The 23,726-nt window shown below is 51.1% G+C and carries 16 protein-coding genes; 4 read left to right on the top strand and 12 right to left on the bottom strand.

Going from position 1 to position 23,726, the window contains the following annotated elements; all coding sequences use genetic code 11:
- Window positions 1–2 precede the first annotated feature (2 nt).
- The 6 genes from AC4MRN_RS00705 to AC4MRN_RS00680 all read right to left on the bottom strand — a co-directional run bounded on the left by AC4MRN_RS00705 (window position 3) and on the right by AC4MRN_RS00680 (window position 7,461).
- Window positions 3–1,838: an amidohydrolase family protein gene (locus AC4MRN_RS00705; RefSeq protein ID WP_491202204.1), complete on the bottom strand. Its 1,836-nt coding sequence runs from the start codon at window positions 1,836–1,838 to the stop codon at window positions 3–5.
- 14 nt (window positions 1,839–1,852) lie between these two features.
- Window positions 1,853–2,641, bottom strand: a complete 789-nt coding sequence (locus AC4MRN_RS00700; protein ID WP_491202203.1) for an ABC transporter permease — start codon at window positions 2,639–2,641, stop codon at window positions 1,853–1,855.
- Window positions 2,638–3,567, bottom strand: a complete 930-nt coding sequence (locus AC4MRN_RS00695) for an ABC transporter ATP-binding protein (protein WP_491202202.1) — start codon at window positions 3,565–3,567, stop codon at window positions 2,638–2,640. Before AC4MRN_RS00695 ends, AC4MRN_RS00700 begins: the two co-directional genes overlap by 4 nt.
- A 107-nt stretch (window positions 3,568–3,674) precedes the next feature.
- On the bottom strand, window positions 3,675–4,565 hold the full coding sequence (locus tag AC4MRN_RS00690; RefSeq protein WP_370241470.1) for a LysR family transcriptional regulator: 891 nt from the start codon (window positions 4,563–4,565) through the stop codon (window positions 3,675–3,677).
- Between the two features lie 140 nt (window positions 4,566–4,705).
- Window positions 4,706–6,982 (bottom strand): xanthine dehydrogenase family protein molybdopterin-binding subunit, encoded by a 2,277-nt coding sequence (locus tag AC4MRN_RS00685; RefSeq protein ID WP_370241468.1) that lies wholly within the window; start codon window positions 6,980–6,982, stop codon window positions 4,706–4,708.
- 11 nt (window positions 6,983–6,993) lie between these two features.
- Window positions 6,994–7,461 (bottom strand): (2Fe-2S)-binding protein, encoded by a 468-nt coding sequence (locus tag AC4MRN_RS00680; RefSeq protein WP_073323779.1) that lies wholly within the window; start codon window positions 7,459–7,461, stop codon window positions 6,994–6,996.
- A 390-nt stretch (window positions 7,462–7,851) separates the two neighbouring features.
- Between AC4MRN_RS00680 and AC4MRN_RS00675 the strand changes: the two genes are divergently transcribed.
- Window positions 7,852–9,249, top strand: coding sequence for an aldehyde dehydrogenase (locus tag AC4MRN_RS00675; protein WP_491202201.1), 1,398 nt, complete (start codon window positions 7,852–7,854; stop codon window positions 9,247–9,249).
- An 88-nt stretch (window positions 9,250–9,337) separates the two neighbouring features.
- On the opposite strand, the gene AC4MRN_RS00670 is transcribed toward AC4MRN_RS00675, so the two are convergent.
- Window positions 9,338–10,687 (bottom strand): LysR substrate-binding domain-containing protein, encoded by a 1,350-nt coding sequence (locus tag AC4MRN_RS00670; RefSeq protein ID WP_370241464.1) that lies wholly within the window; start codon window positions 10,685–10,687, stop codon window positions 9,338–9,340.
- A 336-nt stretch (window positions 10,688–11,023) separates the two neighbouring features.
- Between AC4MRN_RS00670 and AC4MRN_RS00665 the strand changes: the two genes are divergently transcribed.
- Together AC4MRN_RS00665 and AC4MRN_RS00660 are read left to right on the top strand one after the other, a co-directional pair.
- Window positions 11,024–13,570 (top strand): TonB-dependent receptor, encoded by a 2,547-nt coding sequence (locus tag AC4MRN_RS00665; RefSeq protein WP_491202200.1) that lies wholly within the window; start codon window positions 11,024–11,026, stop codon window positions 13,568–13,570.
- An 87-nt stretch (window positions 13,571–13,657) separates the two neighbouring features.
- A complete protein-coding gene (locus tag AC4MRN_RS00660) occupies window positions 13,658–14,749 on the top strand; it encodes a hypothetical protein (RefSeq protein WP_491202199.1) in 1,092 nt (363 codons plus the stop codon).
- Between the two features lie 40 nt (window positions 14,750–14,789).
- Here the strand turns inward: AC4MRN_RS00660 and AC4MRN_RS00655 are convergent, their stop codons facing one another.
- The 4 genes from AC4MRN_RS00655 to AC4MRN_RS00640 all read right to left on the bottom strand — a co-directional run bounded on the left by AC4MRN_RS00655 (window position 14,790) and on the right by AC4MRN_RS00640 (window position 21,213).
- Entirely contained in the window at window positions 14,790–15,335 is a 546-nt protein-coding gene (locus tag AC4MRN_RS00655; protein WP_073323789.1) for an acyloxyacyl hydrolase, read from the bottom strand.
- Window positions 15,336–15,417: 82 nt separating this feature from the next.
- Window positions 15,418–16,809, bottom strand: a complete 1,392-nt coding sequence (locus AC4MRN_RS00650; RefSeq protein WP_491202198.1) for an efflux transporter outer membrane subunit — start codon at window positions 16,807–16,809, stop codon at window positions 15,418–15,420.
- Window positions 16,802–19,972 carry an efflux RND transporter permease subunit gene (locus tag AC4MRN_RS00645; protein WP_491202216.1) on the bottom strand — a complete coding sequence of 1,057 codons (3,171 nt, stop codon included), beginning with the start codon at window positions 19,970–19,972 and terminating at the stop codon, window positions 16,802–16,804. The genes AC4MRN_RS00650 and AC4MRN_RS00645 overlap by 8 nt, the downstream gene beginning before the upstream one ends.
- Before the next feature lie 5 nt (window positions 19,973–19,977).
- The gene (locus AC4MRN_RS00640; RefSeq protein WP_491202197.1) at window positions 19,978–21,213 is read right to left on the bottom strand and encodes an efflux RND transporter periplasmic adaptor subunit; all 1,236 of its coding nucleotides are present in this window, start codon (window positions 21,211–21,213) and stop codon (window positions 19,978–19,980) included.
- Window positions 21,214–21,594: 381 nt separating this feature from the next.
- Between AC4MRN_RS00640 and AC4MRN_RS00635 the strand changes: the two genes are divergently transcribed.
- Window positions 21,595–22,506: an AraC family transcriptional regulator gene (locus tag AC4MRN_RS00635; protein WP_084526558.1), complete on the top strand. Its 912-nt coding sequence runs from the start codon at window positions 21,595–21,597 to the stop codon at window positions 22,504–22,506.
- Between the two features lie 71 nt (window positions 22,507–22,577).
- Here the strand turns inward: AC4MRN_RS00635 and AC4MRN_RS00630 are convergent, their stop codons facing one another.
- Window positions 22,578–23,711: a hypothetical protein gene (locus tag AC4MRN_RS00630; RefSeq protein ID WP_073323798.1), complete on the bottom strand. Its 1,134-nt coding sequence runs from the start codon at window positions 23,709–23,711 to the stop codon at window positions 22,578–22,580.
- Window positions 23,712–23,726: the final 15 nt, after the last annotated feature.

The raw sequence follows: 23,726 nt of genomic DNA, 5'->3' as shown, positions 1-23,726 counted from the left end.
GGTTACTCAAATTCGATATTGTCGAGTTCAAAGGCAAACTCAGGCGTTGCGGCGCCGGCCACCCAGCCGATCCCTGCAACATTGCGCCAGTCAACGCCGCCGATATCGGCGAGTGCGATAGACACGCTTTGGCATTCACTGGTGACGTTAAAGCTCACTTCACTGGGTCGTGCCGTTTGCGGGTTCATTACCATCAGACGAAACTGACCGGGTGTGCCTTTCACATCGAACACTATACGCTTGAAATTACTCAGATTGTAGCCGCTACTCACAGATTCCCCGAGCATTAAAAATGTGCCAGCCCAAGGGTACGGAAATTGCCGGCCAATTCGGCCTTTCACCCGCAAAGCACCGCTTCCGCCGCATCCTGCCTCTACATGAGTAATGGTAGCGGTTGAGTCTCCCTGCATTATGTTGTCGGTGGATACGACAAACTGATTGCCTAATTGCGGTGAAAGATCACTATCAAACTGACTGACCAAACCCGATTCCGGGGTTTCACCGGTTTCAACTTCCGTCTCGAATAAGGACGGCACCCTGAACCCATTTTTCACAATGATGCGAATAGATTGGGTATGTCGAATATCTTCACGTGGATCGCGTTCCAGCAGAATAAAATCGGCTCGAGCGCCCGGTTGCAGCGTACCCCGCTCACCTATAGCAAAACGAGAATAAGGTAAATACGTGGCCGCCTTTAAGGCGTCGGTGGGCGACAATCCACTATCGACCAATAGCGCCAGTTCATCGTGCAGGCTGATTCCATGCGCGGTCCCCTGATTCGGCGAATCCGTGCCAGCCATAATCTGAATACCGGCTTCATGCATGCGGCGCGTATTGTCCAGCGCAATAGCGAAGTAGTCATCAGATACCCGGCTCGACGCAATGTCATGGACAATGGCATATTCAACGTCGGCGCTTATGCTTCCGCTGAATGCAGAATCACTCACCAATGCTCGTCCCCGCCCCTCGCCAGCAATGGAAGCCAGTATCGATAAGGTCGGAATAACGAACATGTTTTGCGAGGTCATTTGTGCAATCAGTTCGTCGCTGGCACGCGCACCACCAAAGGTGTGTACCAGTCCGTCGGCGCCAGCTTTAGCGGCATGCTCAGCCGATACCACATCCATAACGTGCACGACAGCCAGTACATTATTGGCGTGTGCCGCTTTGACTACTGCACTTAATGTAGCGTAATCAATGGAAGTAAAACGCCCTTTGTGATCAGCATCACTGGCTGACGCGTCATACACGATTTTGATATAGTCACTGCCCTCTGCCAGTCGGGCTGCAACGAAGGCATCGGCTTCTTCAGCAGAGGCAATAGTCGGGATCTCAATACCATATTCTGTGCCGTGGCCGCCCGCACTGGTTACCAGCACACCCGATGAAAACAAATCCGCTTCCTGGCGGAGCGACAGCGCATTGCGCTCAGCGCTTTTAGGCGTAAAAAAACGCAGGTCAGTAAACATATCCAGTGTGGTGGTAACACCGTACTCAAGGGATTGTTTCAGTGCATTGCCCCAGCTATGAGTATGTGCATCGATTAATCCCGGGATGATATAAGCACCTTGTCCGTCAATTTGTTCGATATCAGACGCGGTAGTTGTATCGAATGGCTCTGCAATACGACCATCCTCAATGCTCAGACTGGCATGTTCATGCCACTGCTGACCATCAAACACAGTGACATTGACGATTTGGTAGCGCCCCGACGCTGGCCAGCTCGCTGGCCGGGCGTCGTTTTCCGCTGGTACCGGTGACACTTCTGGGGTCGGTAACACGCTAAGAACTATCCCTACCAGCGCGATACCTGCTATGACAATAAATGAAAATCGCATGTTGCTCTCCCTACTTAACCACGATTATCGACACGTTTAAACTGTCTTACTGACAGCACCAAAAACACCAGAGTAAATGCCAACAACGCACCGGCATGCAGATACCATGGTGAACCAGCATGATTACCCTGAACTAACAACGCCAGTTGTGCAAGGTGGTAGGCAGGAAACGCATTTGCCAGCATTTCCATGGAATTAGGAAACAAGTGAATGGGTACCCACAACCCCGACAAAAAGGCCATTGGCAAATAGATAACATTCACCACAGCAGGCGCCGCTTTCGCCGATACTGACAACCCGATGAACAAGCCAATTGCACAAAAAGGCAATGTACCGGCAAGCACCGCCACCAGTGTAAGTACCCACTGACTTCGTGTCATCACCACATCACCAAATACGGCGCCCAATGCAAACAAACTCAGAATAATCAGCAAAGCGAACAACATGGCAGTAGCAATCCGGGCAGCAAAATAGCTGCTGACGGGCATTGGGCTGACTAATTTTAAACTTAGGATCCCTTTGTCTTTGTCGGTCGCCACATCAGCGCCAAAGGAAAACAATGCCGGTCCTATTGCACCGAAAACGGCATAGGTCGCCATCATGTATTTGGCAGCATTGCCCGGGTTTCCGCCTATGGCATTAAACAACAGACCGAAAAACACGTAAAACATCACCGGGAACGCCAGACTCGGGATCACAAAAGCAGGACTACGAAAGGTCTTTAGCAGCTCGGTTTGGGTCTCCAGCATCAGGATCTGCCAACGCTTCGACAACGATAAGGGAATAGGTTGAAATTGACTCATGCTGACATCTCCTTTGCAGGTACTGCGTGTTCCTGAGTGGGTTGGGTTAGGTGTAAAAAGGCATCTTCCAGCGAAATGCCGGCTACGGTGAGGTCCTGTAACACAATGCCGGCGTCGAATAACGTCTTCAGGTGTGCTTCGGGGGTTTGCGAATGCAGCTCGATATAGTCACCGCGGCACTGAGCTACGCATCCGGGAATCGCTTGCTCAATGGCACCAACGCCGCCGTTACTGCGAAAACGAATTCGCTTACCGCCCAACTGCGCTTTAATCGCTTCCGGCACGCCTTCGGCTACGACTCGCCCTTTGGCCAGTACAACAATGCGATCAGACAACGCATCTGCCTCTTCGAGATAATGAGTAGTCAGCAGCACCGACGTGCCATTGGCAGCCAGCGCGCGTATGCAGGACCAAAACTCGCGGCGAGCCGTCGCATCAAGCCCCACCGTGGGTTCGTCCAGAATAACCAGTCGCGGATTGCCAATAATCGCCATAGCGAACAACAAGCGCTGTTTTTGCCCACCCGATAAGGTTTGTACTTTGCGTTTTACCAGGTCGGTGAGCAGCGCCGTATTCAGCACATACTCCAAAGGCTGGCTGTGCGGATAATAGCTGGCAAATAACCGCAGTTGTTCAATCACGGTCACGTTGTCCGGCAGGGCGGCGCTTTGCAGCATCACGCCCATTTGCTGTTTGGCAGCCCAATGCCCGGCCGGGTAACCAAGCACCGTAACTTCACCTTTATCGGGCGTTAGCTGACCGAGCAGCGTGCTTATGGTGGTTGTTTTACCCGCGCCGTTTTCGCCTAATAGCGCAACGACTTCGTTCGGCTGTATATACAGATCGATGGCGTCTAATGCCGTTTCTTTACCAAACTGTTTAGACAGCTGGCGAAGACTAACCAGTGGATGTTGATGTATGTGCATATTGATTCTCCCTACTATGAGAATCAGTATGCCGGGAGCGGCTTGTGAGGATAACTAGCAAGTGTCACTACTTTAATATGACATTTGTCATGATATCGACGTAGCCATTAATCCTGATGGCGCATGGCTTCGACAAATAACGAAAAAGCCGGTGAATACTGGCTGCGATTCGGATAATACAAATAGTAACCCGGAAATTCATCACACCAGGGTTCCAGTACGCGGACTAACCGGCCATCGGCAACAGCGTCTTTCACCATATCCTGAGGTAAATAAGCCAGCCCTACGCCTTTCAATGCGGCGTCCCGAATGAAGAACGACTTGTTGACGGTAAGCTGTCCCTCAACGCGCACGTTCACTTCGCGCCCGTCTTTTTCAAAGTCCCATACCAGTAATCGCCCATAGGTGGGTAACCGCAAATTAATGCAGCGGTGCTCCGACAGATCACGTGGACTTTCCGGGATCCCATATTTTTCAAAATACGCAGGGGAGCCAACCACAGCCATTCGCAGCGGCGGGGATATACTCACGGCAATCATGTCTTTTTCAAGGCTCTCACCGAGCCTGACACCGGCATCAAATTTGTCGGCTACGATATCGGTAAGCGCATAGTCCACCGACATTTCGATATGAATGTCCGGGTAATCCTGCATGAACTTCAGTATTTTTGGCCACAACACATTGCGGGCAGCGTGCTCTGCGGTAGAAATGCGGATGGTGCCAGACGGACTGTCCTTTAACGCGTTCAACGAATCGAGCTCGTTTTCGATATCCTGCAGCCGGGGCGCAACCGAACTGTAGAGCTTACGGCCGACTTCGGTTAACGACACACTGCGCGTAGTACGGGTTAACAAGCGCAAACCGAGGCGAGATTCCATGCCCTTAATGGTATGACTCAGTGCCGACTGGGATACCGACAATCGGGCGGCCGCCCGGGTAAAGCTTTCTTCTTCTGCAACAGCGATAAAGGCAATTAAATCGTTTAAGCGGGTTTTCATGGGTCATGATCTTATTGTTTGACGACTACCTTATCAGAAACACCCCATACATGCTGCTATTCACGTAGAGGAAGAGAGACAGCGAGACGATGCGTTGGGTGCATTGAACAAGCTGCCTCTGGGCACAAACTTTCTTTACGCTAGCCTTTTGCGATTTGCGGGGCAAATGGCTGCTCATACAATCTCTTACCCGTCCCCTGATAAAGCGCGTTAGCCAGCGCAGGAAAAATAGGCGGGAATGGCGGCTCGCCGAGGCCGGTTGGATCGGTATCACTTTGAACAAAACTCACGCTGATGTTTTTGGGGATCTCGTTCATGCGAATCATCCGGTATCTGTCGAAGTTCTGTTTGTCGGGTTTGCCATCGGTAAAGGTCATCTCGCCATACATGGCATTGCCAATACCATCAATGACAGCCCCCTCCACCATATTGACCGCCCCTTCGGTGTTCACAACAATGCCGCAATCAAGCACACTAAACACATTATTAATCTGCGGATTGCGTTGATCCGCGGCGTCCAGTGTGACTACATGCGCGGCATAGGAGTTGTGACAATAATAAACCGCCACACCTTTGGGCGTAGTGGCGGGTATGCTGTCCCAACCGGATGTTTCCCGCAATTGATGTAGTACCCCTGCATAACGTGCCGCGTCGTAATCGTTATTGCTACCCACCGGGTTTTGTTGCGCCCGCTTCAACAACGATAAGCGTAAATCTATCGGGTCCTGACCCATTGCTTCTGCCACTTCGTCTAAAAACGCCTGTTCGGCCATCGCCATAAAATTGGAGCGCGGTGCACGGAAAGCCCCGACCGTAATGTTGGAGTCGATCTCGGCACCCTCTGCAAGGTAATTGTCTATTGCGCCAGCCGGAAAACGGTGCTCATGTACACAGTGTTCAGGCACACCCACCCCGCTAACCTGATAAGCAGTGAGTTCGTTTTGCTCATTCAACGCCGCTCGCAATTTTACCGAGTAGGTCGGCCGGTATATACCCATGGTCATGTCGTCTTCGCGGGTGTAAATAAGCTTTACCGGTTTGTTGACTTTTTTCGAAATCACCGCGGCTTCAACCAGATAATGAGAATACGCCCGGCGACCAAACCCACCACCCATTCGCTTCATGTCTATATTAATGTTGTCCGGTGAAATGTTTAAACGCTCTGCCAGTGTTTGGCGAATAAAAATCGGCCCTTGCAACGGCCCGGAGACATTAACGACCTCACCGGTTGCATCGGCAAAAAAGTTCATCGGCTCCATGGTGTTATGCGCAAGATAAGGCGCGTAGTAAGTACTTTCGACAACGCGTGCTGCGTTAGCGAATGCGGCTTCCGGATCGCCATCGCGGCGCAATTCACGCAGTCCTTCACGTTTACCGCTTAACACATCGGCCATGGCTTGCTTGTGGTCTGAGGTATTTTCCAGTCCGCCTGGTACTTTTATCACTGCTGGCGAACCAAATCGGTCAATGGTTTCTTCATAGCCATCAAACGTTTTCCATTTTGCATTGAGGGCTTTTTTGGCCTTCATCACCTGCCATGTGGAGTCGCCCACAATGGCCACCATGGTGGGAAACGCGGTCACATCAAAGTAATTCTTCGTGTAGTCGGGCTCGAGCGCTTCAAAGACAAACGCATCGCGAATCCCCGGCATGGCTTTGATCGCATCTGTATCAGCACTGACCAGGGTTTGCCCGAAAGCTGGAGCATGTACGATCATGGCAATCAACATGCCATCAACTTGCGTATCCATACCAAACAAAGGTTTGCCGGTTACGATCTCCCGCCCTACCAGATTCTTTTTAGCAGACCCAATCAGACTAAAATCATCGACCGATTTTACCGCTACATTTTCAGGTACCGGCAAGGTAGCCGCCAATGATGCCAATTCTCCGTACGTCGCCTGTTTGCCCGATGCCGCATGCTTTACTATTCCCTGATGCGTCGTTAGCGATGCCATTGGCACATTCCAACTGCCTGCTGCAGCTTGCATTAACATATGCCGCGCTGCTGCGCCTGCCATACGCAACCCGCTCCATGCGCGCCGAATTGACTGGCTGCCACCCGAGAATTGTCGTTCATATAACGCCGGGTCATAGGGTGCCTGCTCCGCAACGACAGATTGCCAGTCCGCATCGAGTTCTTCTGCGAGGATCATTGGCATTGAGGTCATCAGGTTTTGGCCAAACTCCGGATTTGGCACCATTGCGGTAATGGTGCCACTACTGGCGATGTGAATGTATGCATTCAGGCTAAACAGTTTGTCTGGGAGAGAATCTGCGTCACTGCGTGCAGCCAGCGCTGCGCCAAGCCAGGAAAAATTGATCATCAAGCCACCACCGGTTGCGGCAGTCGCTTGCAAGAAGCGTCGGCGACCCAGTGAAGTCGGCAACGTTTGCGTCGAATGTGGTGTTTTCATGATGTAGCTCCCTATACGTTTACCACGTCAATCGACGCAGACTTGATGGCAGCTTTAATTCGATAGTAAGTCGCGCAGCGGCAGATATTCCCGCTCATACTGGCCTCTATAGCCTTGTCATCAGGGTTAGGGTTTTGTGCAAGTAAGGCCGCGGCCGACATGATCTGACCTGACTGACAGTAACCGCATTGTGCAACGTCGTGCTCCAACCAGGCTTTTTGCACCGGGTGTTCACCGTTTTCCGATAATCCCTCAATGGTCGTAATTGCATTCTCTCCTACTGCCGAGACAGGCAGTTGACAGGATCGCATTGCACTGCCATTCACATGCACAGTACAAGCACCGCACATGGCTACGCCGCAACCGAACTTGGTGCCGACCAGTCCCAATTCATCGCGCAACACCCACAATAACGGGGTGTCAGCATCGACATCCACCTGATGGGAAATTTGATTCACAGATAACGTATATCGTGGCATGTGTGCACTCCTGGCAGCTTCAATAAAAATGGCTAACTACCACTATAGCAACCCCTTGAATAAGCACTATTGAATTATTCCGCAAAGAATCATGAGTAATATTCATTAATTATCACACTAAATGTAAACCAAAAGTAATGAGCTGGTTACTATTTGTAATTGGAAAGGAACGACAAAGTCGCTTAAGGTCGTGATCCGAGTGTCACCTCAATGCTCGTGAAGAAGTAAAAGATGGCGCTCATTTTCTTGGGGGGCTGACCTGACAGACGGTTCGGTCAGCACGCTGCCTAACCCTGCTTGCATTATTCAATTGTGTTGGAAACCTTGGCGCAGAGTAATGCAATGATGGGTAACGACTGTCGCCGAATAGGACGACATACAGGGGAAAAGATGAAGTTTGAAAGAATAAATCCGCTTACGGGTGAATGTGCCAGTACGTCAATTGCCATGCAGCCCGGCGATATGGCATCGATTGCCAATACTGCGCAATCCGGGTTTGAAGCCTGGTCTCAAACCGGTCCGAATACACGCAGGGCTGTACTGTCAAAAGCTGCAGCTGCACTCGAAGCGAAAAAAGACGCATTTGTTGATGCGATGATGAACGAAGTCGGCGCCACGGCTGGTTGGGCAATGTTTAATTTAACGCTGGCTGCGTCTATGCTCAGAGAAGCCGCCGCCCTTACCACTCAAATTGGCGGCGAGACTATCCCTTCTGACAAACCCGGCTGTCTTGCTATGGCAGTAAGGGAACCCGTAGGTGTGATATTGGGCATTGCGCCCTGGAATGCACCTATTATTCTGGGTGTCAGGGCCATATCCACAGCGCTAGCATGTGGCAACGCGGTCATTTTAAAAGCGTCTGAATTATGTCCTCGCACACATAGCCTCATTATCGAAGCTTGTGCTGAAGCTGGCTTCCCCGATGGCACTGTTAATATTGTTACCAACGCTAGCGCAGACGCAGCCGATGTAGTGGGTGCACTTATTGATCACCCCGCAGTAAAACGCATCAATTTTACCGGTTCAACCGCAGTCGGTCGCATTATTGCCAAACGGGCTGCCGAGCACTTAAAACCCGTCTTGCTGGAGCTTGGGGGTAAAGCCCCACTACTGGTGCTCGACGACGCAGACCTCGACGAAGCAGTAAAAGCTGCGGCGTTTGGCGCATTTATGAATCAGGGCCAAATTTGTATGTCTACAGAACGGTTGATCGTTAACGAAACCGTTGGCGACGCTTTTGTGGAAAAACTTCAGGCCAAGGTCAACACTATGCCCACCGGCGATCCCCGGGAAGGAAAAGCGCCCTTGGGCGCCGTGGTAGACGAGCGCACCGTGTCCAAGGTGAACAGCCTCATCGACGATGCAGTGAGCAAAGGCGCACGTCTGGTATCTGGTGGTAAAAGTGACAGCGTATTAATGCAAGCCACCGTGCTCGACCGGGTGACACCGGCAATGAAAATATACCGGGAAGAAAGCTTTGGACCCATTGTTGCCGTGATACGCGCACAAGACAGTGAAGACGCTGTACGCATAGCAAACGACAGTGAATATGGCCTGAGCGCTGCTATTTTTACCCGCGACAGTGCCAAGGGACTTACCCTGGCTAAGCGTATCAAGTCGGGGATATGCCACATTAATGGCCCGACTGTGCACGACGAGGCACAAATGCCATTTGGCGGCGTAGGCGCATCAGGTTACGGACGATTTGGTGGCAAAGCAGGGATTGATCAATTCACGGAGTTACGTTGGATCACGCTGGAAACCCAGCCAGGTCATTACCCTATCTAGCCGCTGTGCCCCGCCACGGCCACCGGGATTACCCGGTGGTCTGTGCGCGTTAATACTGCCTAAAAAAACATATCGTGCGTAATTCAACTCAAGCCGATGCCAGAATTGGCAAGATAGCCCGAACCTGTCCGCGCATCGCTTGCTTGGCAACGGCAATACCCTGTACACACTTCGCCACGGCCCTGAGCTGGTCCAGAAATAACCGGGCAGCAGGCGACGGTTGCGATGCTTTGCGCATAGTGACCCCAATGGGCCGGTAAGTCTCGGGCAGCTCCACCGGCAACACGTCCAGCAGACCACACTGCTTTTCATAATAGATCTGATGCTCAGACAACAATGCGACTCTGTCGCTGTCGATCAGAAGACCGCGGACCATCGACAATGAGCTGGTGTGAATAGCTTGTTTCGGCATACTCAAACGATATCGCTGCAACAGCTCATTAAACAGATGCCAGGCTGGAGAACACCGCGCCGGCAACACCCAGGCTAACTCGGGTAGCTGTTGCAAGGTTATCTGTTGCTGTGTCATGAGCGGATGATCTCGTCTGGCTATAACAGATAACTTGTCTTCGAACAGGATCTCAGTGGTGATGTCGGCCTCTTCATCATGCTCACGCACAGCACCCACAATGAGATCGATGTCACCACTTCGCAGCGCCGCTTCCATGGTTTCGTAAGAGCCTTCCTGGGTTGTCACATGTAACTCGGGATGGTCACGTAGCACCTGATTAATGGCCTTGGGCGTAATATAGGTGCGGGTATAAGGTAAGGTACCTATACTCACTGTGCCTTGCGTGACGCCATTGATACTTTCAATATCTTCCAGACAACGGCGTATCTCGGCGAACGCCATTTTTACATGCATAGCCAGAATTTTGCCAAACGCCGTGGGCGACACCCCATCCGGTTCAGACTCAAACAGACGCAGTTTAAGCCACTCTTCCATTTGCCTGACCGAGCTGTAAACCGACGCTTTTGAATTACCCAACATATCGGCCGCACATTGGATCCGCTTGGTTTCGAACAAGGCAATAAACGCCGCCAGACGCTTGTAACTGACGTCCATAGAAAATATAGGAATGCGCTGATACGGGCGCGCATCGCGTACAAAACTACTGTACACCTCGCCCGCTTTTTGTAGCTCATCCAGGGCCAACTGTGCCCGTTTTGCCACGGCTTTGCCGTATACCGTGGGTTTCATCCCGGTTGGTGTACGTTCAAATAAACGGCAATTCAAACTCGCTTCCAAATCATTAATCGATTTGGTTACTGCTGTTTGCGAGCGATTTAACGCCTTTGCCGCCTTAGTGACATTTTTGGTGCGGTTTACCACAATTACTGCTTTCAATTGTCGCAAACTCAGCGCCGGTACATCATTTCTCACAATGTAAGTCATGTTAACCTCACCAATCAGCATGAAGAAACACATACCAGCCATGAAAAACGGTGACCGTTAATTCAGACGCCTTCCCCTAACGCCGGCCAGCTTTGTATTGATGCTGAATGAATGGAAATTAGTGACCCATGAAAAACACTATCGCCGTTCACCATAACACTATTTTTACAAAGGAGCGCCGTCATTTCGGCTTTCCGTTGTGATAGTTCATGATGAACGCCCAGTAAATCTAACATGTCCCGGCATAGACAACCATGCATGTAAATTAAAAGTGATAGCTTTGTTACTTTTTCTGATTGGTGACAACAATCCAACCTCTTTAAGGTGATTTTTAGCCTTTACACAAACACCATAAAAACAATCTTAAAGAGAGTAACGATGAACACACACCTTGAATCAGGAAAACACGACAAGTCGTTGCGGGTGCGTCCGCTGTGCGCGGCCATTGCACTGATCTTGTCCAGCCAGGCCAGTTTGGCGCAAACAGAACAAAGCGACAGCGATGAACCCGCACTGGAGAACATTATCGTCACCGCACAAAAACGTTCTGAGTCTATTCAGGAAATCCCCATTGCCATGCAGGCTTTATATGGCGACCAACTGAAAAAGATGGGCATTCAGAAAGCCTCGGACATCACCCGTATCTCGCCCAACGTGAATATTTCAGGGCAGAATGCCGCTAACCAACAAATCAATATTCGCGGTGTTGGCACCAGTGACTTCTTTGGCACAGCCACCGGCGCGGTGGGGATATACATGGATGAGGTCACCATGAGTGCCCCGTATTTGTCGGGGGTCGGCCTGTTTGATATGGAGCGCATAGAAATATTGCGTGGCCCGCAAAACTCCCTGTTTGGCCGCAACACCACAGGTGGCGCGGTGAACTACATTTCCAATCAGCCTAAGCTGGATGGCGATGCGGAAGGCTATATTTCGGTCAATGTGGGCAACTATGGCCTAATCGATCTCGAAGCAGCAGGCACCCTCTCGCTGTCAGATAACGCCGCCTTGCGGCTGGCCGCAAAGTCCTATCAGCGAGACGGTATATGGAATGACCTGTCCAGTGGTGACGATGAATTTGGCGACAAGGAAAGCCAGTCATTCCGGGCAACGCTTCTTTTCGAACCGGCTAAAAACACCCAAATCACCGCGAACCTTCATGTCGCGAATGAAGACAGTCAGATGGATCCGGTTCGCGCCGTCGGCACCCGTATCGAGAATGGCGTGCCAGAGCGCGGGCCACTGCCCACAACCCGTTTTGCCGCGGGCGAGCAAATCAATTTCGAACGCTACTATCCCAACACCTTCAACAATCAGGGCGACAATCCGTCTACTGACGACTGGCACGATGTGTACGTCAACCATTCGCAGCCGTTTGAAATGGATAATGTCGGTGGCTACCTGAAAATTGTCCACGACATGGACTGGGCCTCTTTTTCTTCCATTACCTCCTACGACAGTACGGATGTACGCTGGGGCTATGATGTTGGCGGTAACGCTAACCCGGGTAATGTCTCTAACCTCAGCGTGTTTATTCACGAACAGTTAGGCGGCCCCGCTCCGGCACCCCAGGCTATTCAGGCAATTAACCAGGACCAGGAATACGAGCAATGGAGCCAGGAGTTCAGACTAATTTCTGACGATGATGCGCCCTTTAAATGGATAGCCGGGCTGTATTTCTTCGGCGAGGATGCCTCTCTGAGTCAAAACATTAACTTTGGCATCTCTGCCCTGCCCTATGGCGGACCACCAGCAGGGGGCGGTTTGGTTATCCTGGCATTTGGCGGCAATCCTGCCAGTAATCAAACGTCATTCTCGGTTGCGGAAGTCGAGAACTTCGTTTGGTCGCCTTATGTGCATACCGAATTTGAGCTGACCGACAAACTCGATCTGACGTTCGGCTTGCGCTACACCCATGATGAAAAACGCTTGCCCAGCCTGATTGTGGGTAACCTCGACAATACGTTGCGTCCGCATGGCTTTTTCTGGGACAAAGAAAACTCCCTTGCCGTTTCTGCTGAATACCCGCTGTGTGATTTGGATGGCGATGGCAACCTGTTCAGCGGCGGCACCCCAGACAACCGGGGAACGTTGTGCCGCCAGGACATCGGTGGTCCACAGGAAGATCTCACCTTCAGTGAGCTGGGCGGGAAAATTGGACTGGACTACCAGTTCAATCGGGATTTATTTGCCTACGCCAGCTTCTCACGGGGGTTCCGTTCGGGCAAAAGTGATGTCGAATTCATCCACGGCCCTCATACCGGTATTCCCCGCCAGAACGTGGATGTGGAAATTCTTGATGCAATGGAAGTGGGTTTCAAGTCCACCCTATTGGAAGGCACGTTACAACTAAACGGTGCGCTGTTCTATTACATCTGGGAAGACCAGCAACAGTTCTTCGTCGGCCCCAGCGGCCCGGATTTTGTGAACATCGACGAGTCTGAATTAAAAGGTCTGGAGCTGGAGTTTCGCTGGGCGTTACCGGCAGAGTTCCGACTTCAGGGTGGTATAGGATTGCAGGATACAGAAATCACGAAATCCTCTGACGAAGCCGCCGCACAAGTGGGTCACGAATTACCCTTCGCTGCCGACGCCTCGGCGAACCTGATGCTCACCAAATCACTGGTGCTGGACAACAGTATCATCGACTTCCAGATAGACTACCAGTATCGCAGTTCGCCGAAAGCATACGCCACAGAGCGCGCACTTATCGATGAACTTGAGGAAACCAATCAGATCAACGCCCGCGCAGTATGGACCTTCGGCGACTTTGAAGAATATGAAGTCACTGTTTACGGCAACAATATTACCGGTGATAAACGCTGTACCTATAAGTGGGAACTAACCGCCGTCGGCGGCTCTGCCTACTGTATTGCCAACGAAGGTACGCCCATGTACGGCGTTATTGGTAAGTGGCGATTCTGATCCTGCTTTTCTCATACTGAACCACAGGTCAGGTAGCTCAGTTTGCCTGACCTGAATTTTTTCGCGCTTTACTTTCTGGAGGTTGTTATGGGAGGCGCAACACACAATGCCGGGTCACAACGCGACATCGTCGTTGTCGGTTTAACAGGGATTGGATGGGTGCTATTAGTGACCGCGTTGGTTATTTTTGCATTCAACCAATGGTGGGGACATGACCATTTTGTGCACTGGGTAAGTTATGCGTTTATGTGTGCAACACCGTTTCAGATCATGCAGGCAGTGGTTTGGCACAACAGCATACCGGCTCGTATCTCGGGCTTGTCTCAACCCGCAAAAGGACTCGCCATCGTCGGCTGTTTTATACTGGCGAGTATCATTGTTATGCCACTGCTATATTTTACTGTAGGTCAGGGCGCACTTACGCCTATATTACTGCATTTTGTTATTCAGTCTGTGGTGGTTACCCTATTTGTTATTCTGGCTTTGGGTTGCTGGCCAGTATCCCGCTTTTGTCGTACACCCGGCATTTGCGGCCTGGCTACCTTGGCTTTTTGTTACCTGCTTAATCTGGTGATATTTTGCATTTTTTACGACTATGCGATGTTCGAAGGCTTGCCCTTCTATGCTCACGTATTTGCGCCATCAGGACTTTTCAATGGCATAACAGCCCTGACATTTGCAGTTACCAGTGCCGCCATACTGATGCTCGCGACAATGCTGGATTTCTGGCCCATGTCTAAATGGGTCGACAACGCCAAACAGCCTTTGATGGGGGTTGTGACGATACTGGCTATTCTTGCCGTTGCCCTGATGGTTTATGGCATCTTTGTTCACTGGCTGGGCATGGACCCTATGGCATTTATGGTGAAAGGCCCTGTGTGTATTATCTTTGGTACCTTTCTGGTGCAAAACATGATGCAATTTCAGTTGCTGGCCAGCGTGCCGCAGCCCCAAAAAGGCTTGTTGAAAATTCTGCTCTGTGGATTATGCGCGGCACTGATGTACCAGCTGTATTTATGGGCTTTGCCTGTGATGGCAGGTACGGCTTTGCCTGCCGGACCCTCAGCCGGGTATGGGCAGGAAATCTGGATAGCCAGTGCAATGCTGGGGGTCACCTTTCCGATCATCAATTTTGTCTCTGGCGGGTTCGAATTCTGGCCTGTAAAACGCAATAAATAATCACCCTGACGCCTACCGAATGCCGCCCACCGGGCGGCATTTACAGCGGATAAATCAGCGATACGTTAATGAAATCCAGCCCCGGATTAGACTCAGTAATGCCGCCGTTGGAATAATGCATATAGCGCAGCGACACTGCCAGTCCTTCAGTTAACTGCATACGTAACCCCAGACGGTCTTCAAACTGAAACTTAGAGCCCATGTCTTTTTGGCCGAAATGGCGGTTTTCCAATAGTCCCACGCCAATGCCAAATTCGATTTCAGTGGGTATTGAAAACAGCCTTCCCAAGGGCTTTCTTAGCACTGGTGTAATAGCAAATACCGCATTACCATTGAGATCTGGCGCTGCACCTGACGCTTCCAGTTGAGTCAGGCTAAACTCCGTTGTTACCACAACTTTACCAAGCAGCGGTAGGTGGTAATCCCCGGGAGACCAGGGCGCAACGCCTATTCTTGCGCCGGCTATCTCGCCCTCGCCTTTCAGCACATCTACCGACATTTGGTTAAAGGCATTCACCGGTGCATGGTAAAGCGCTATCAATAAACTTAACGTGACCAACAAAAACTTGTGTCGTGTTAACCACACGTTCGACTTACCTCTCTTTTCTTCGTGATTAATAAAAGTGTGGCCTCAGGCACCGCGACCCGAAGCCATGGTCTGTGAGAAACTAACCAGGCTGTTGCCATTGCAACGCGCCGCTAAAGCTGCGGTACACCTCAACCAGGCGAAGGAAGTGTGCCTGTTCGATTTGTGCCAGTTGATCGCGGCTGGCGATAAGCTCGCGTTCGGTGTCTAGCAATTGCAGAAACTCCAGACTTCCCTCTTCGTAGCGGATCCTGGCGATATTCGCAGATTGCTGACTAGCCTTAAATTGCTGCTTAGCACTTGCTAACTGTTCGCGACTGAACTGGTAGTTCTGTAACGACAAATCCATGTCATTTACCGCTTCAATCACGCTTTGCTCAAAGCGCGCCAGCTGGGCGTCGGCTTCAGCATTTGACGCACGTACCTGCGCTTTCACTGCTGACCAGTTTAGTCCCGACCATTGCAACGTGGGCGCAATGCTCCAGCTTTGCGAGGCACTGTTTAATGCCAGACCTGGCGATGATAAAAAGCCCAGAAACCCGCTGACCGAGAGTGACGGATAAAGCGATGCGGTCGCCACACCAATATCGGCTACGGAAGCTGCAAGGGCACGCTCTGCACTGGCTACATCCGGGCGGTATTGCAGGTAGTTTTCGCCTTGCGCTACAGGCAATGGCGATCGCAATGTTGGTAAACTGGCGGCGCCGCCAAGTTCAAGCTCGTCAGCCTGACGCGCAACCAATGCAGCCAATGTGCGTTTAGCAGTTGCCTGCGCGATGCGCATGGACGGGATATCCGTTTCAACCCGGTGAATTTGTGTATCGATTTGCGCCAGCTCGAATGTGGTTGCGGTACCCGCATCAACCTGTGCCTGAACTACGTCCCGGCTTTGCTGTAAAAAAGCCAGGTTCATCTGCGCACACACTAAGCGAATTTGCGCACCGCGATATTGCCCATAGCTATTAACGACCTGACTGATCACCTGCAGTTGGGCATCGCGCCACAGCAAGTCAGCCTGTTCGGCTCTGGCTAAAGCGGCCTGCTCGGCGCGTACCAGCTTGCCAGCCAAATCAGCATCCCAGTTCAATGACAGTCCGGTATTGAAGCCGCGCAGCTGTACGCCATCGTCGGCGTCGAGCAACGACGTATTTTCAACCGCCTGATAGCCTGCGGACACACTGCCCTGAGGCCAACGCTGGGCACCAGATTCACTGAACACCGCTTGCGCACGGCGCACGTTGGCGAGCGCTTCGTGCAATGACCTGTTTTCCGTCAGCGCCAGCTCTATCAAAGACGACAAGGTCTCGTCCTCAAAAGCCTGCCACCAGCTTTTCACAGCATCGGCAGTTTGGTAGGACGTTGTCAGTTCAATAGTCGATACGTTATCGGGAGCCTGGTAATCAGGCCCCACTGCACAGGCAGAGACTATGCCGGTTAGCGTTAAAGCCACTGCAACACGAGTAAATTTATGCATGTGTCTCTCCTTCCGGTGATTGTGCTTTCGAAGCGGTTTCTGGCTGGCGCTTTGCCAGCAGGAAATAAAACAGCGGCGTTAATAGCAAACCGAAGATGGTCACGCCAATCATGCCGGAGAATACGGCTACACCCATTGCCTGACGCATTTCCGCGCCCGCGCCGGTAGAAAACACCAGTGGCGCCACCCCCATAATGAAGGCGATAGACGTCATCAGAATCGGGCGTAACCGCAGTCGGCCGGCTTCCAAAATAGCGTCCATGATCGACAGCCCCTGGTCTTGCAACTCTTTGGCAAACTCCACTATTAAGATGGCGTTCTTGGTAGCCAGCCCCACCAGCACAATAAAGCCAATCTGGGTAAGAATGTTGTTGTCGCCGCCGTATAGCAGTACACCGCTTAATGCCGACAGCAAGGTCATCGGAATGATCAACACAATGGCCAGTGGCAGACGCACGCTCTCGTATTGGGCCGCCAACACCATAAACACCAACACAATTACCAGCGGGAAGACCAACATATTGGCGTTGCCCGTCAGGATTTGCTGATACGTCAGCTCTGTCCATTCGTAGGTCATACCGTTGGGTAGGGTTTCAGCCAGGATCTTTTCAATCGCGGCCTGAGCTTCACCCGAGCTATAACCCGGCGCAGGACCACCATTAACTTCCGCAGTGGGAAAACCGTTGTAGTGCATGACTCTGTCGGGTCCGGCGACGTCACGAACCTGAATAAAGGAGTCCAAAGCAACCATTTGACCCGCCTGATTACGCACTTTTAGCTGACCCACTTGTTCGGCGGTCACGCGATACGGCGCATCGGCCTGCATATTCACCTGAAAGGTACGGCCAAACAGATTGAAGTCGTTTACGTACGTCGCACTCATGTAGCCTTGCAGGGTTTGGAACAACAGATTGAGATCGATACCCTGCTGTTTAGCTTTCTCGCGATCAATGTCAATGTCCAGCTGCGGTACATTCACCTGATAGCTTGAAAACACGCCGGCCAATACCGGATCCTGCCAGGCTTTCTGCATCACCTGCATAGTGACGTCATTGAGGGCTTCAAAGCCGTATCCTGCGCGGTCCTGAATTTGCAGACGGAAGCCACCAATAGTGCCCAGCCCCATCACCGGCGGGGGTGGAAAGATGGCCACGAACGCTTCCTGAATAGAGGCATACTTGGCATTAAGTGCACCGGCTATGGCATTCGCCGACAAAGACGGATCCGTGCGTTCTGCAAAGTCATCCAGCGTCACAAACACAATGCCACTGTTGGTGGCGTTGGTGAACCCATTTACACTCAGGCCCGGAAACGCAATGGTATTAGCAACACCAGGGTGCTCAAGGGCAATCTCGGACATCCGCGAAATGACACTGTCGGTTCTATCCAATGACGCAGCATTAGGCAGTTGAGCAAACGCAATGAGGTACTGCTTGTCTTGCGCCGGAATGTAGCCGGTCGGCGTGGTCGTAAACTGCAAGCCCGTAACGCCCACCAATACCACATACAAAGGCACCACCACGACACCAAAGCGAATAATCTTTTTCACTACCAGGCCATAGCCTTTGGAAAGTCTGGCGAAGAAGCGATTGAAAGGCGCAAACAACCAGCCACCGAACAGCTTGTCCATCAACCGGGTAAGGCCGTCTTTGGGCGCGTCATGGCCTTTCAGCAACAATGCCGATAGTGCAGGGCTTAGCGTTAATGAGTTAATCGCCGAAATGAAAGTAGAAATGGTAATGGTTAATGCAAACTGCTTGTAAAACTGCCCGGTTAAGCCGGTCATAAAGGCGGTAGGAATAAATACCGACGCCAGTACCAGCGTGGTTGCCACAATCGGGCCGGTCACTTCTTTCATTGCTTTGGTCGTAGCAGCGACGGGCGACAAGCCTTCGCTGATATTACGCTCGACGTTTTCCACCACCACAATGGCGTCGTCCACCACGATCCCAATGGCCAACACCAGGCCGAACAGCGACAGGGCGTTTAACGAAAAACCCATGACCTGCATAAAGGCAAAGGTACCAATTAAGGAAACAGGTACCGCCACCAGCGGAATAATAGACGCTCGCCAGGTTTGCAGGAACAGCACTACAACCACCACAACCAGCAAAACGGCTTCAAGTAAGGTTTTTACCACGGCTTCAATTGAGCCACGCACGAACACAGTCGGGTCGTAAGCCAGTTCATAAGCCACGCCTTCCGGGAAGTTCTCAGCCAGCATCGCCATAGTCGCGCGTACATCTTCTGAGATCTGAATGGCGTTTGAGCCAGCAGATTGGAATACGCCCATACCTACAGCGGGGTTGTTATCGATGGTCGAACGAAGAGCATAAGAGTCAGCGCCTAATTCGATGCGAGCAACGTCTTTCAGGCGACTAATTGCACCGTTGTCACCGACTTTAATGATGATATTCTCGAACTCTTCAACGTTGCTCAGTCGACCTTTTACATTCATCAGAATATTAAAGTCAGCCCGCTTTACCGGTTGTGCACCCAGACTACCTGCGACAACCTGCTGGTTCTGTTCCTGAATGGCACTGGCAATGTCTGATGGAGTGAGATTCAGTGCAGCCACTTTATTGGGGTCCAGCCACACACGCATGCTGAATTCACCTGCACCGAACTGACGAACCTGGCCAACGCCGTTTATTTTGGCGAGCTCGTCTTTGACGTTGAGCGTGGCATAGTTGGCCAGATACAACATGTCATAGCGTTCGTTAGGCGAGTAAAGGTGCACCACCAGCGTAAGATTAGGCGAGGATTTTTCGGTCACTACGCCCAGTCGCTGCACTTCTTGTGGCAGACGCGGCACCGCGCGGTCAACCCGGCTTTGTACCTGTGATTGTGCCAAATCGACATCAGTGCCGATGGCAAAGGTAATCGTTAAAGTCATCAGGCCATCGGCGTTGGCTTGTGAAGACATATACAGCATGTTTTCAACGCCGTTGATTTCCTGCTCCAGCGGAGACGCCACAGTTTCAGCGATAACCTGAGGGTTGGCGCCAGGGTAACTGGCGGTCACTACGACAGTGGGCGGCACGACTTCCGGGTATTCCGTGATTGGCAGCTGCCACACCGCAATACTGCCGGTAATAATAAACAGCAGCGATAAGACCGATGCGAACACCGGTCGATGTATAAAAAATCGGGAAAACATAATGACTCCTATTGCGTTGCCGTTACGTCAAACGAGGCAGACAAGGCAATTTGTGTGGGATCCAGCATGGCTTGCGAGGCTGCAATAGCCGTTAGTGTGGCCTCGTCGGCCATAGGGGTGAGGTCTGGATTGATTGTCATTCCGGGCATGACACGCTGCAATCCATTTACCACAATGGTGTCACCGGGTTGAAGACCAGAGGTGACCAATCGCAAATCACCGACAGATTCACCCAGCGTAACTGGGCGATATTCAATGGCGTTGTTTTGCGCCACGACCAACACAAACTTGTTGTTTAAGTCGGTACCTACGGCTTTTTCATCAATTAAAATGCCGTCGTGCGGCTGACTGCCTGCCAGGCGAATACGCGCATACAGGCCAGGCACTAATACACCATCGTCATTACTAAAACGTGCTCTTACCGTAATGCCGCCGGTTTGCTGGTCGACCTGGTTGTCTACAAAATCGATGTAGCCGCGGTACTGAAATGCGTTATCACCAGACAACGCCAGCGCAACCGGTTGATTCGCGCCGTTGTTATCAGACCCATTCTGGATTACCGCACTGCGAACGTAGCGCAGGTAAGTTTGCTCATCGACGCTGAAATAAGCATACATCTCTTCAACTGACACAATACTGGTAAGGGCGCTTTGCCCGGCAGTAACATAGTTACCCTGTGTAATGTGCGCGCGTGAAACCCGCCCTGATACCGGCGCAGTTACCTTGGTATAAGACAAATCTAATTCAGCGCGTTCCACTGCTGCACTCAGCGCAGACACATTGGCTTTTGCCTGTTGTAATGCCGCAAAGCGACCATCGAGGGCTTCCTGAGAAATGGCTTGTTGTTTACTCAGGCGCTGACCGCGCTCATAGTCATTTTTAGCAAGCGTTAATTGGCTGGCTGCACTGTCCAGTTCTGCTTGCAATCTGGCAACTTCGACTTCAAAGGGCGCAGGGTCGATCTCAAGCAGCACATCACCAGCTTTCACTAACGCGCCTTCTTTAAAGTGAATGCGGTTTACGTAACCGGATACGCGTGGCATTAACGTCACAGACTCAGGGGCGCTGAGCCGGCCACTAAATTCATCCCAGTCACTAACCTGCATATTAACTACTTCAGCCACGCTGACTGTTGGCGCCGTCATTTGCTGAGCAGGTTGTTGTGTTTCGCTACCACAGCCAGCGAGTACAACGGTGGCAATAGCGCTTAATAAAAATAGCCGGGCGGTGTGTCGTGTTGACATGTCTCACTCCTGTTTGGGACGATTTCAAAATTAAGGTGAGCATAGGGGGAGTGCTCAATCAGAAGTGAAAAGTGTAATGTCAGGAAGAGGGAACGATAATATCCGAAACTCGGCAATCATTGCACATTTCTACAATCACTGGAGAATCATGCAATCTACCTGCAGTATCAGGCAAGGCTGGGAATTTTGTAATAAAATATAACCAAAAACCGCCTACAAACCATATTGCAAAGGCACCATAGATAGTTACCCATAAAATTGAATTGTCGAAATCTACACAATCATTGCCTAATCCTACAATGCCTGATTCTACAAATTGGCTGGATAATTATTACACTCTATACTTAGCAAACTGTCGCTCATCATCCGCCTGGAGAATTCATGCATACTCAAGCCCAGATATATCAACAAGAGCTAATCGATATGACCGCCCGGGTAAGTCAGGAGAATGGCCTGATGGATACGCGCGTGCCTGGACTACGTACTTTGCGTAGTAATTCGAAAACCTGTACCGCCCCGGCGATATATGAGCCGATGCTATGCCTGTTGCTACAAGGCAGTAAAAAGCTCTACGTCGGTGAGAACGTATTCCACTACAACGCCTTAGACTATCTGATGGTCCCCATTATGATGCCGGTGATTGGTGAAATCGTGCAGGCCTGCGACAGTGAGCCTTACGTCGGGATCAGTATTGCGCTGGACCTTCGGGAGCTATCGGAACTATTAATTGATATGGCAGATGTGGGCACGCCTACGTGTGGCAAAGAATGCAGTATTAAGGTTATTAATGCTGATGTTGAAATGCTGTCTACCTTCAAACGTATTTTGTCGTTGCACGAGTCGCCGGCAGATATCCCGATCATGCTGCCTATGCTAAAACGCGAGTTGATGTACCGTGTTCTGAAAGGCCCGGCCGGTAATCAATTGCGTCAGTTTTTACTCTACGATACCAACGCTAATCGTATCAGTAAGGCCATTGAGATCATTCGCGACAACTTCGATTCGCCGTTAAAAGTAAAATCTCTGGCCAGCGCCGTTCACATGAGTGAATCCTCGCTTTACAGCACTTTCAAAGCCGTAACCAGTATGTCACCGCTGCAATACCAGAAACACATACGTCTGAACGAAGCTCGTCGATTAATGTTACATGAAGGCATTGAAGCCGCCGCAGCGGGCTATAAAGTGGGCTATGAAAGCCCGTCGCAGTTCAGCCGCGAGTACAGCCGCTTATTCGGCGCACCGCCAATCACCGATATCAACCGGGTTAAAACGGCGCAAGCTGCTGCATCCTGAAAAACACATTCAGCGACGGAGCCATTGGGCTCCGCGTGCTACCTACCTGAATAGGCAGCAACTGTTTGCAGTTAATCCAAACCCGTAGGTTTAGCACCCAATCCCGCTTTACTTAGCGCAATAGCCCTATCGATCGTTTGGCTGGTTAAGCGTATCGGCCAGTCGGCATTTTCCTGTTCTGACTCGAACATGGCTTCAATAATACGATCGCCCATGGCGGGACGGTAGTGGGCAGGCTCCCAGAACCATTTCATTGGCTTGTGGTTTTGCGCATAGTCAGGATCTTCAAGCGTTTCTGGCGATGGCAAACTAAAATCGTAAAAAGGGAATTGCGGATAGGTATCGGCTAAGCCGGCTAAGTCACGCTTCCATTGCAAATAATCAGGCCAATGACCCGTTTGCTTAATAACCTGCCAGTAAGACTGATGATAGGGATTAATAAACGTGTATAGCGTGATCTGTGGATGCCTGGTCACCAGTTCATCGATAAACGTCTTGTACATGCCAATACCAAACAAGCCATGTTCACCGCTATAGCTGTACTGCTCTCGCTCAAAACGCTGTTGTACACCACTTTGCTGGTGCTTAAAGAAACGTTGTTTACCTTCTGCTTTTATGGTTGCCAGATAGTAATCACCGGTATTACTACCCAGAGGCGTAATGTGATTATAGAGCCCTCCCTGCTGAAGCACTGTACTCAGTGAATCCTGCAGCGTATCCAGTGAAAACAACGCAGGATAAATACGTTGGACTTTTTCTAAGGCGGTTTCAGGCGCTTTGTTGTATTTGTCCATTAATTCCTGCGCTGTCCAGGGCCCAGGATCGTTGCCATAGTTATTGAGGAAATACCGGTAATCGACGCCAATGATCAGGGTACGCACATTGGGATTTTGCCGAATGTGCCACAGCGCATATTTAAGGTTTTCGGTTAGGCCAGAACCAGGAAGCGCAAGGTTAAATACTTTACGCTCACCAAATACCTCAGATTCGGCAGCAAAACCAAGTTGCACACGTGAACTCCCAATTAATAACGTATCAGGCTGTAAGTCCAGCGCACGGAATGGCGTAACCTCGCGAACCCGCTCGTCGGCCTGCGTTTTCCTGGCGTTAAATCCTTCGATTGTTGGCGACCAGTAGAATCCATACGGATCGATGAATGCGTTCACTGCACCAGCGAGCACAAACAGCCCCACAATAAAAACCAATAGCTTCCGTAAATA

The sequence above is a fragment of the Marisediminitalea sp. genome (genome assembly GCF_984433645.1).
The sequence above is the reverse complement of the archived record's forward strand: the minus strand, read 5'-3'. Positions and strand labels throughout refer to the sequence as shown.

What these genes read in the sequence shown, in the direction of transcription:
- AC4MRN_RS00675 (WP_491202201.1), top strand. Translation starts at nt 7,852, where the DNA reads ATGAAGTTTGAAAGAATAAATCCGCTTACGGGTGAATGTGCCAGTACG.
- AC4MRN_RS00690 (WP_370241470.1), bottom strand. Translation starts at nt 4,565, where the DNA reads ATGAAAACCCGCTTAAACGATTTAATTGCCTTTATCGCTGTTGCAGAA.
- AC4MRN_RS00635 (WP_084526558.1), top strand. Translation starts at nt 21,595, where the DNA reads ATGCATACTCAAGCCCAGATATATCAACAAGAGCTAATCGATATGACC.
- AC4MRN_RS00665 (WP_491202200.1), top strand. Translation starts at nt 11,024, where the DNA reads ATGAACACACACCTTGAATCAGGAAAACACGACAAGTCGTTGCGGGTG.
- AC4MRN_RS00650 (WP_491202198.1), bottom strand. Translation starts at nt 16,809, where the DNA reads ATGCATAAATTTACTCGTGTTGCAGTGGCTTTAACGCTAACCGGCATA.
- AC4MRN_RS00640 (WP_491202197.1), bottom strand. Translation starts at nt 21,213, where the DNA reads ATGTCAACACGACACACCGCCCGGCTATTTTTATTAAGCGCTATTGCC.
- AC4MRN_RS00670 (WP_370241464.1), bottom strand. Translation starts at nt 10,687, where the DNA reads ATGGCTGGTATGTGTTTCTTCATGCTGATTGGTGAGGTTAACATGACT.
- AC4MRN_RS00700 (WP_491202203.1), bottom strand. Translation starts at nt 2,641, where the DNA reads ATGAGTCAATTTCAACCTATTCCCTTATCGTTGTCGAAGCGTTGGCAG.
- AC4MRN_RS00660 (WP_491202199.1), top strand. Translation starts at nt 13,658, where the DNA reads ATGGGAGGCGCAACACACAATGCCGGGTCACAACGCGACATCGTCGTT.
- AC4MRN_RS00695 (WP_491202202.1), bottom strand. Translation starts at nt 3,567, where the DNA reads ATGCACATACATCAACATCCACTGGTTAGTCTTCGCCAGCTGTCTAAA.
- AC4MRN_RS00680 (WP_073323779.1), bottom strand. Translation starts at nt 7,461, where the DNA reads ATGCCACGATATACGTTATCTGTGAATCAAATTTCCCATCAGGTGGAT.
- AC4MRN_RS00705 (WP_491202204.1), bottom strand. Translation starts at nt 1,838, where the DNA reads ATGCGATTTTCATTTATTGTCATAGCAGGTATCGCGCTGGTAGGGATA.
- AC4MRN_RS00685 (WP_370241468.1), bottom strand. Translation starts at nt 6,982, where the DNA reads ATGAAAACACCACATTCGACGCAAACGTTGCCGACTTCACTGGGTCGC.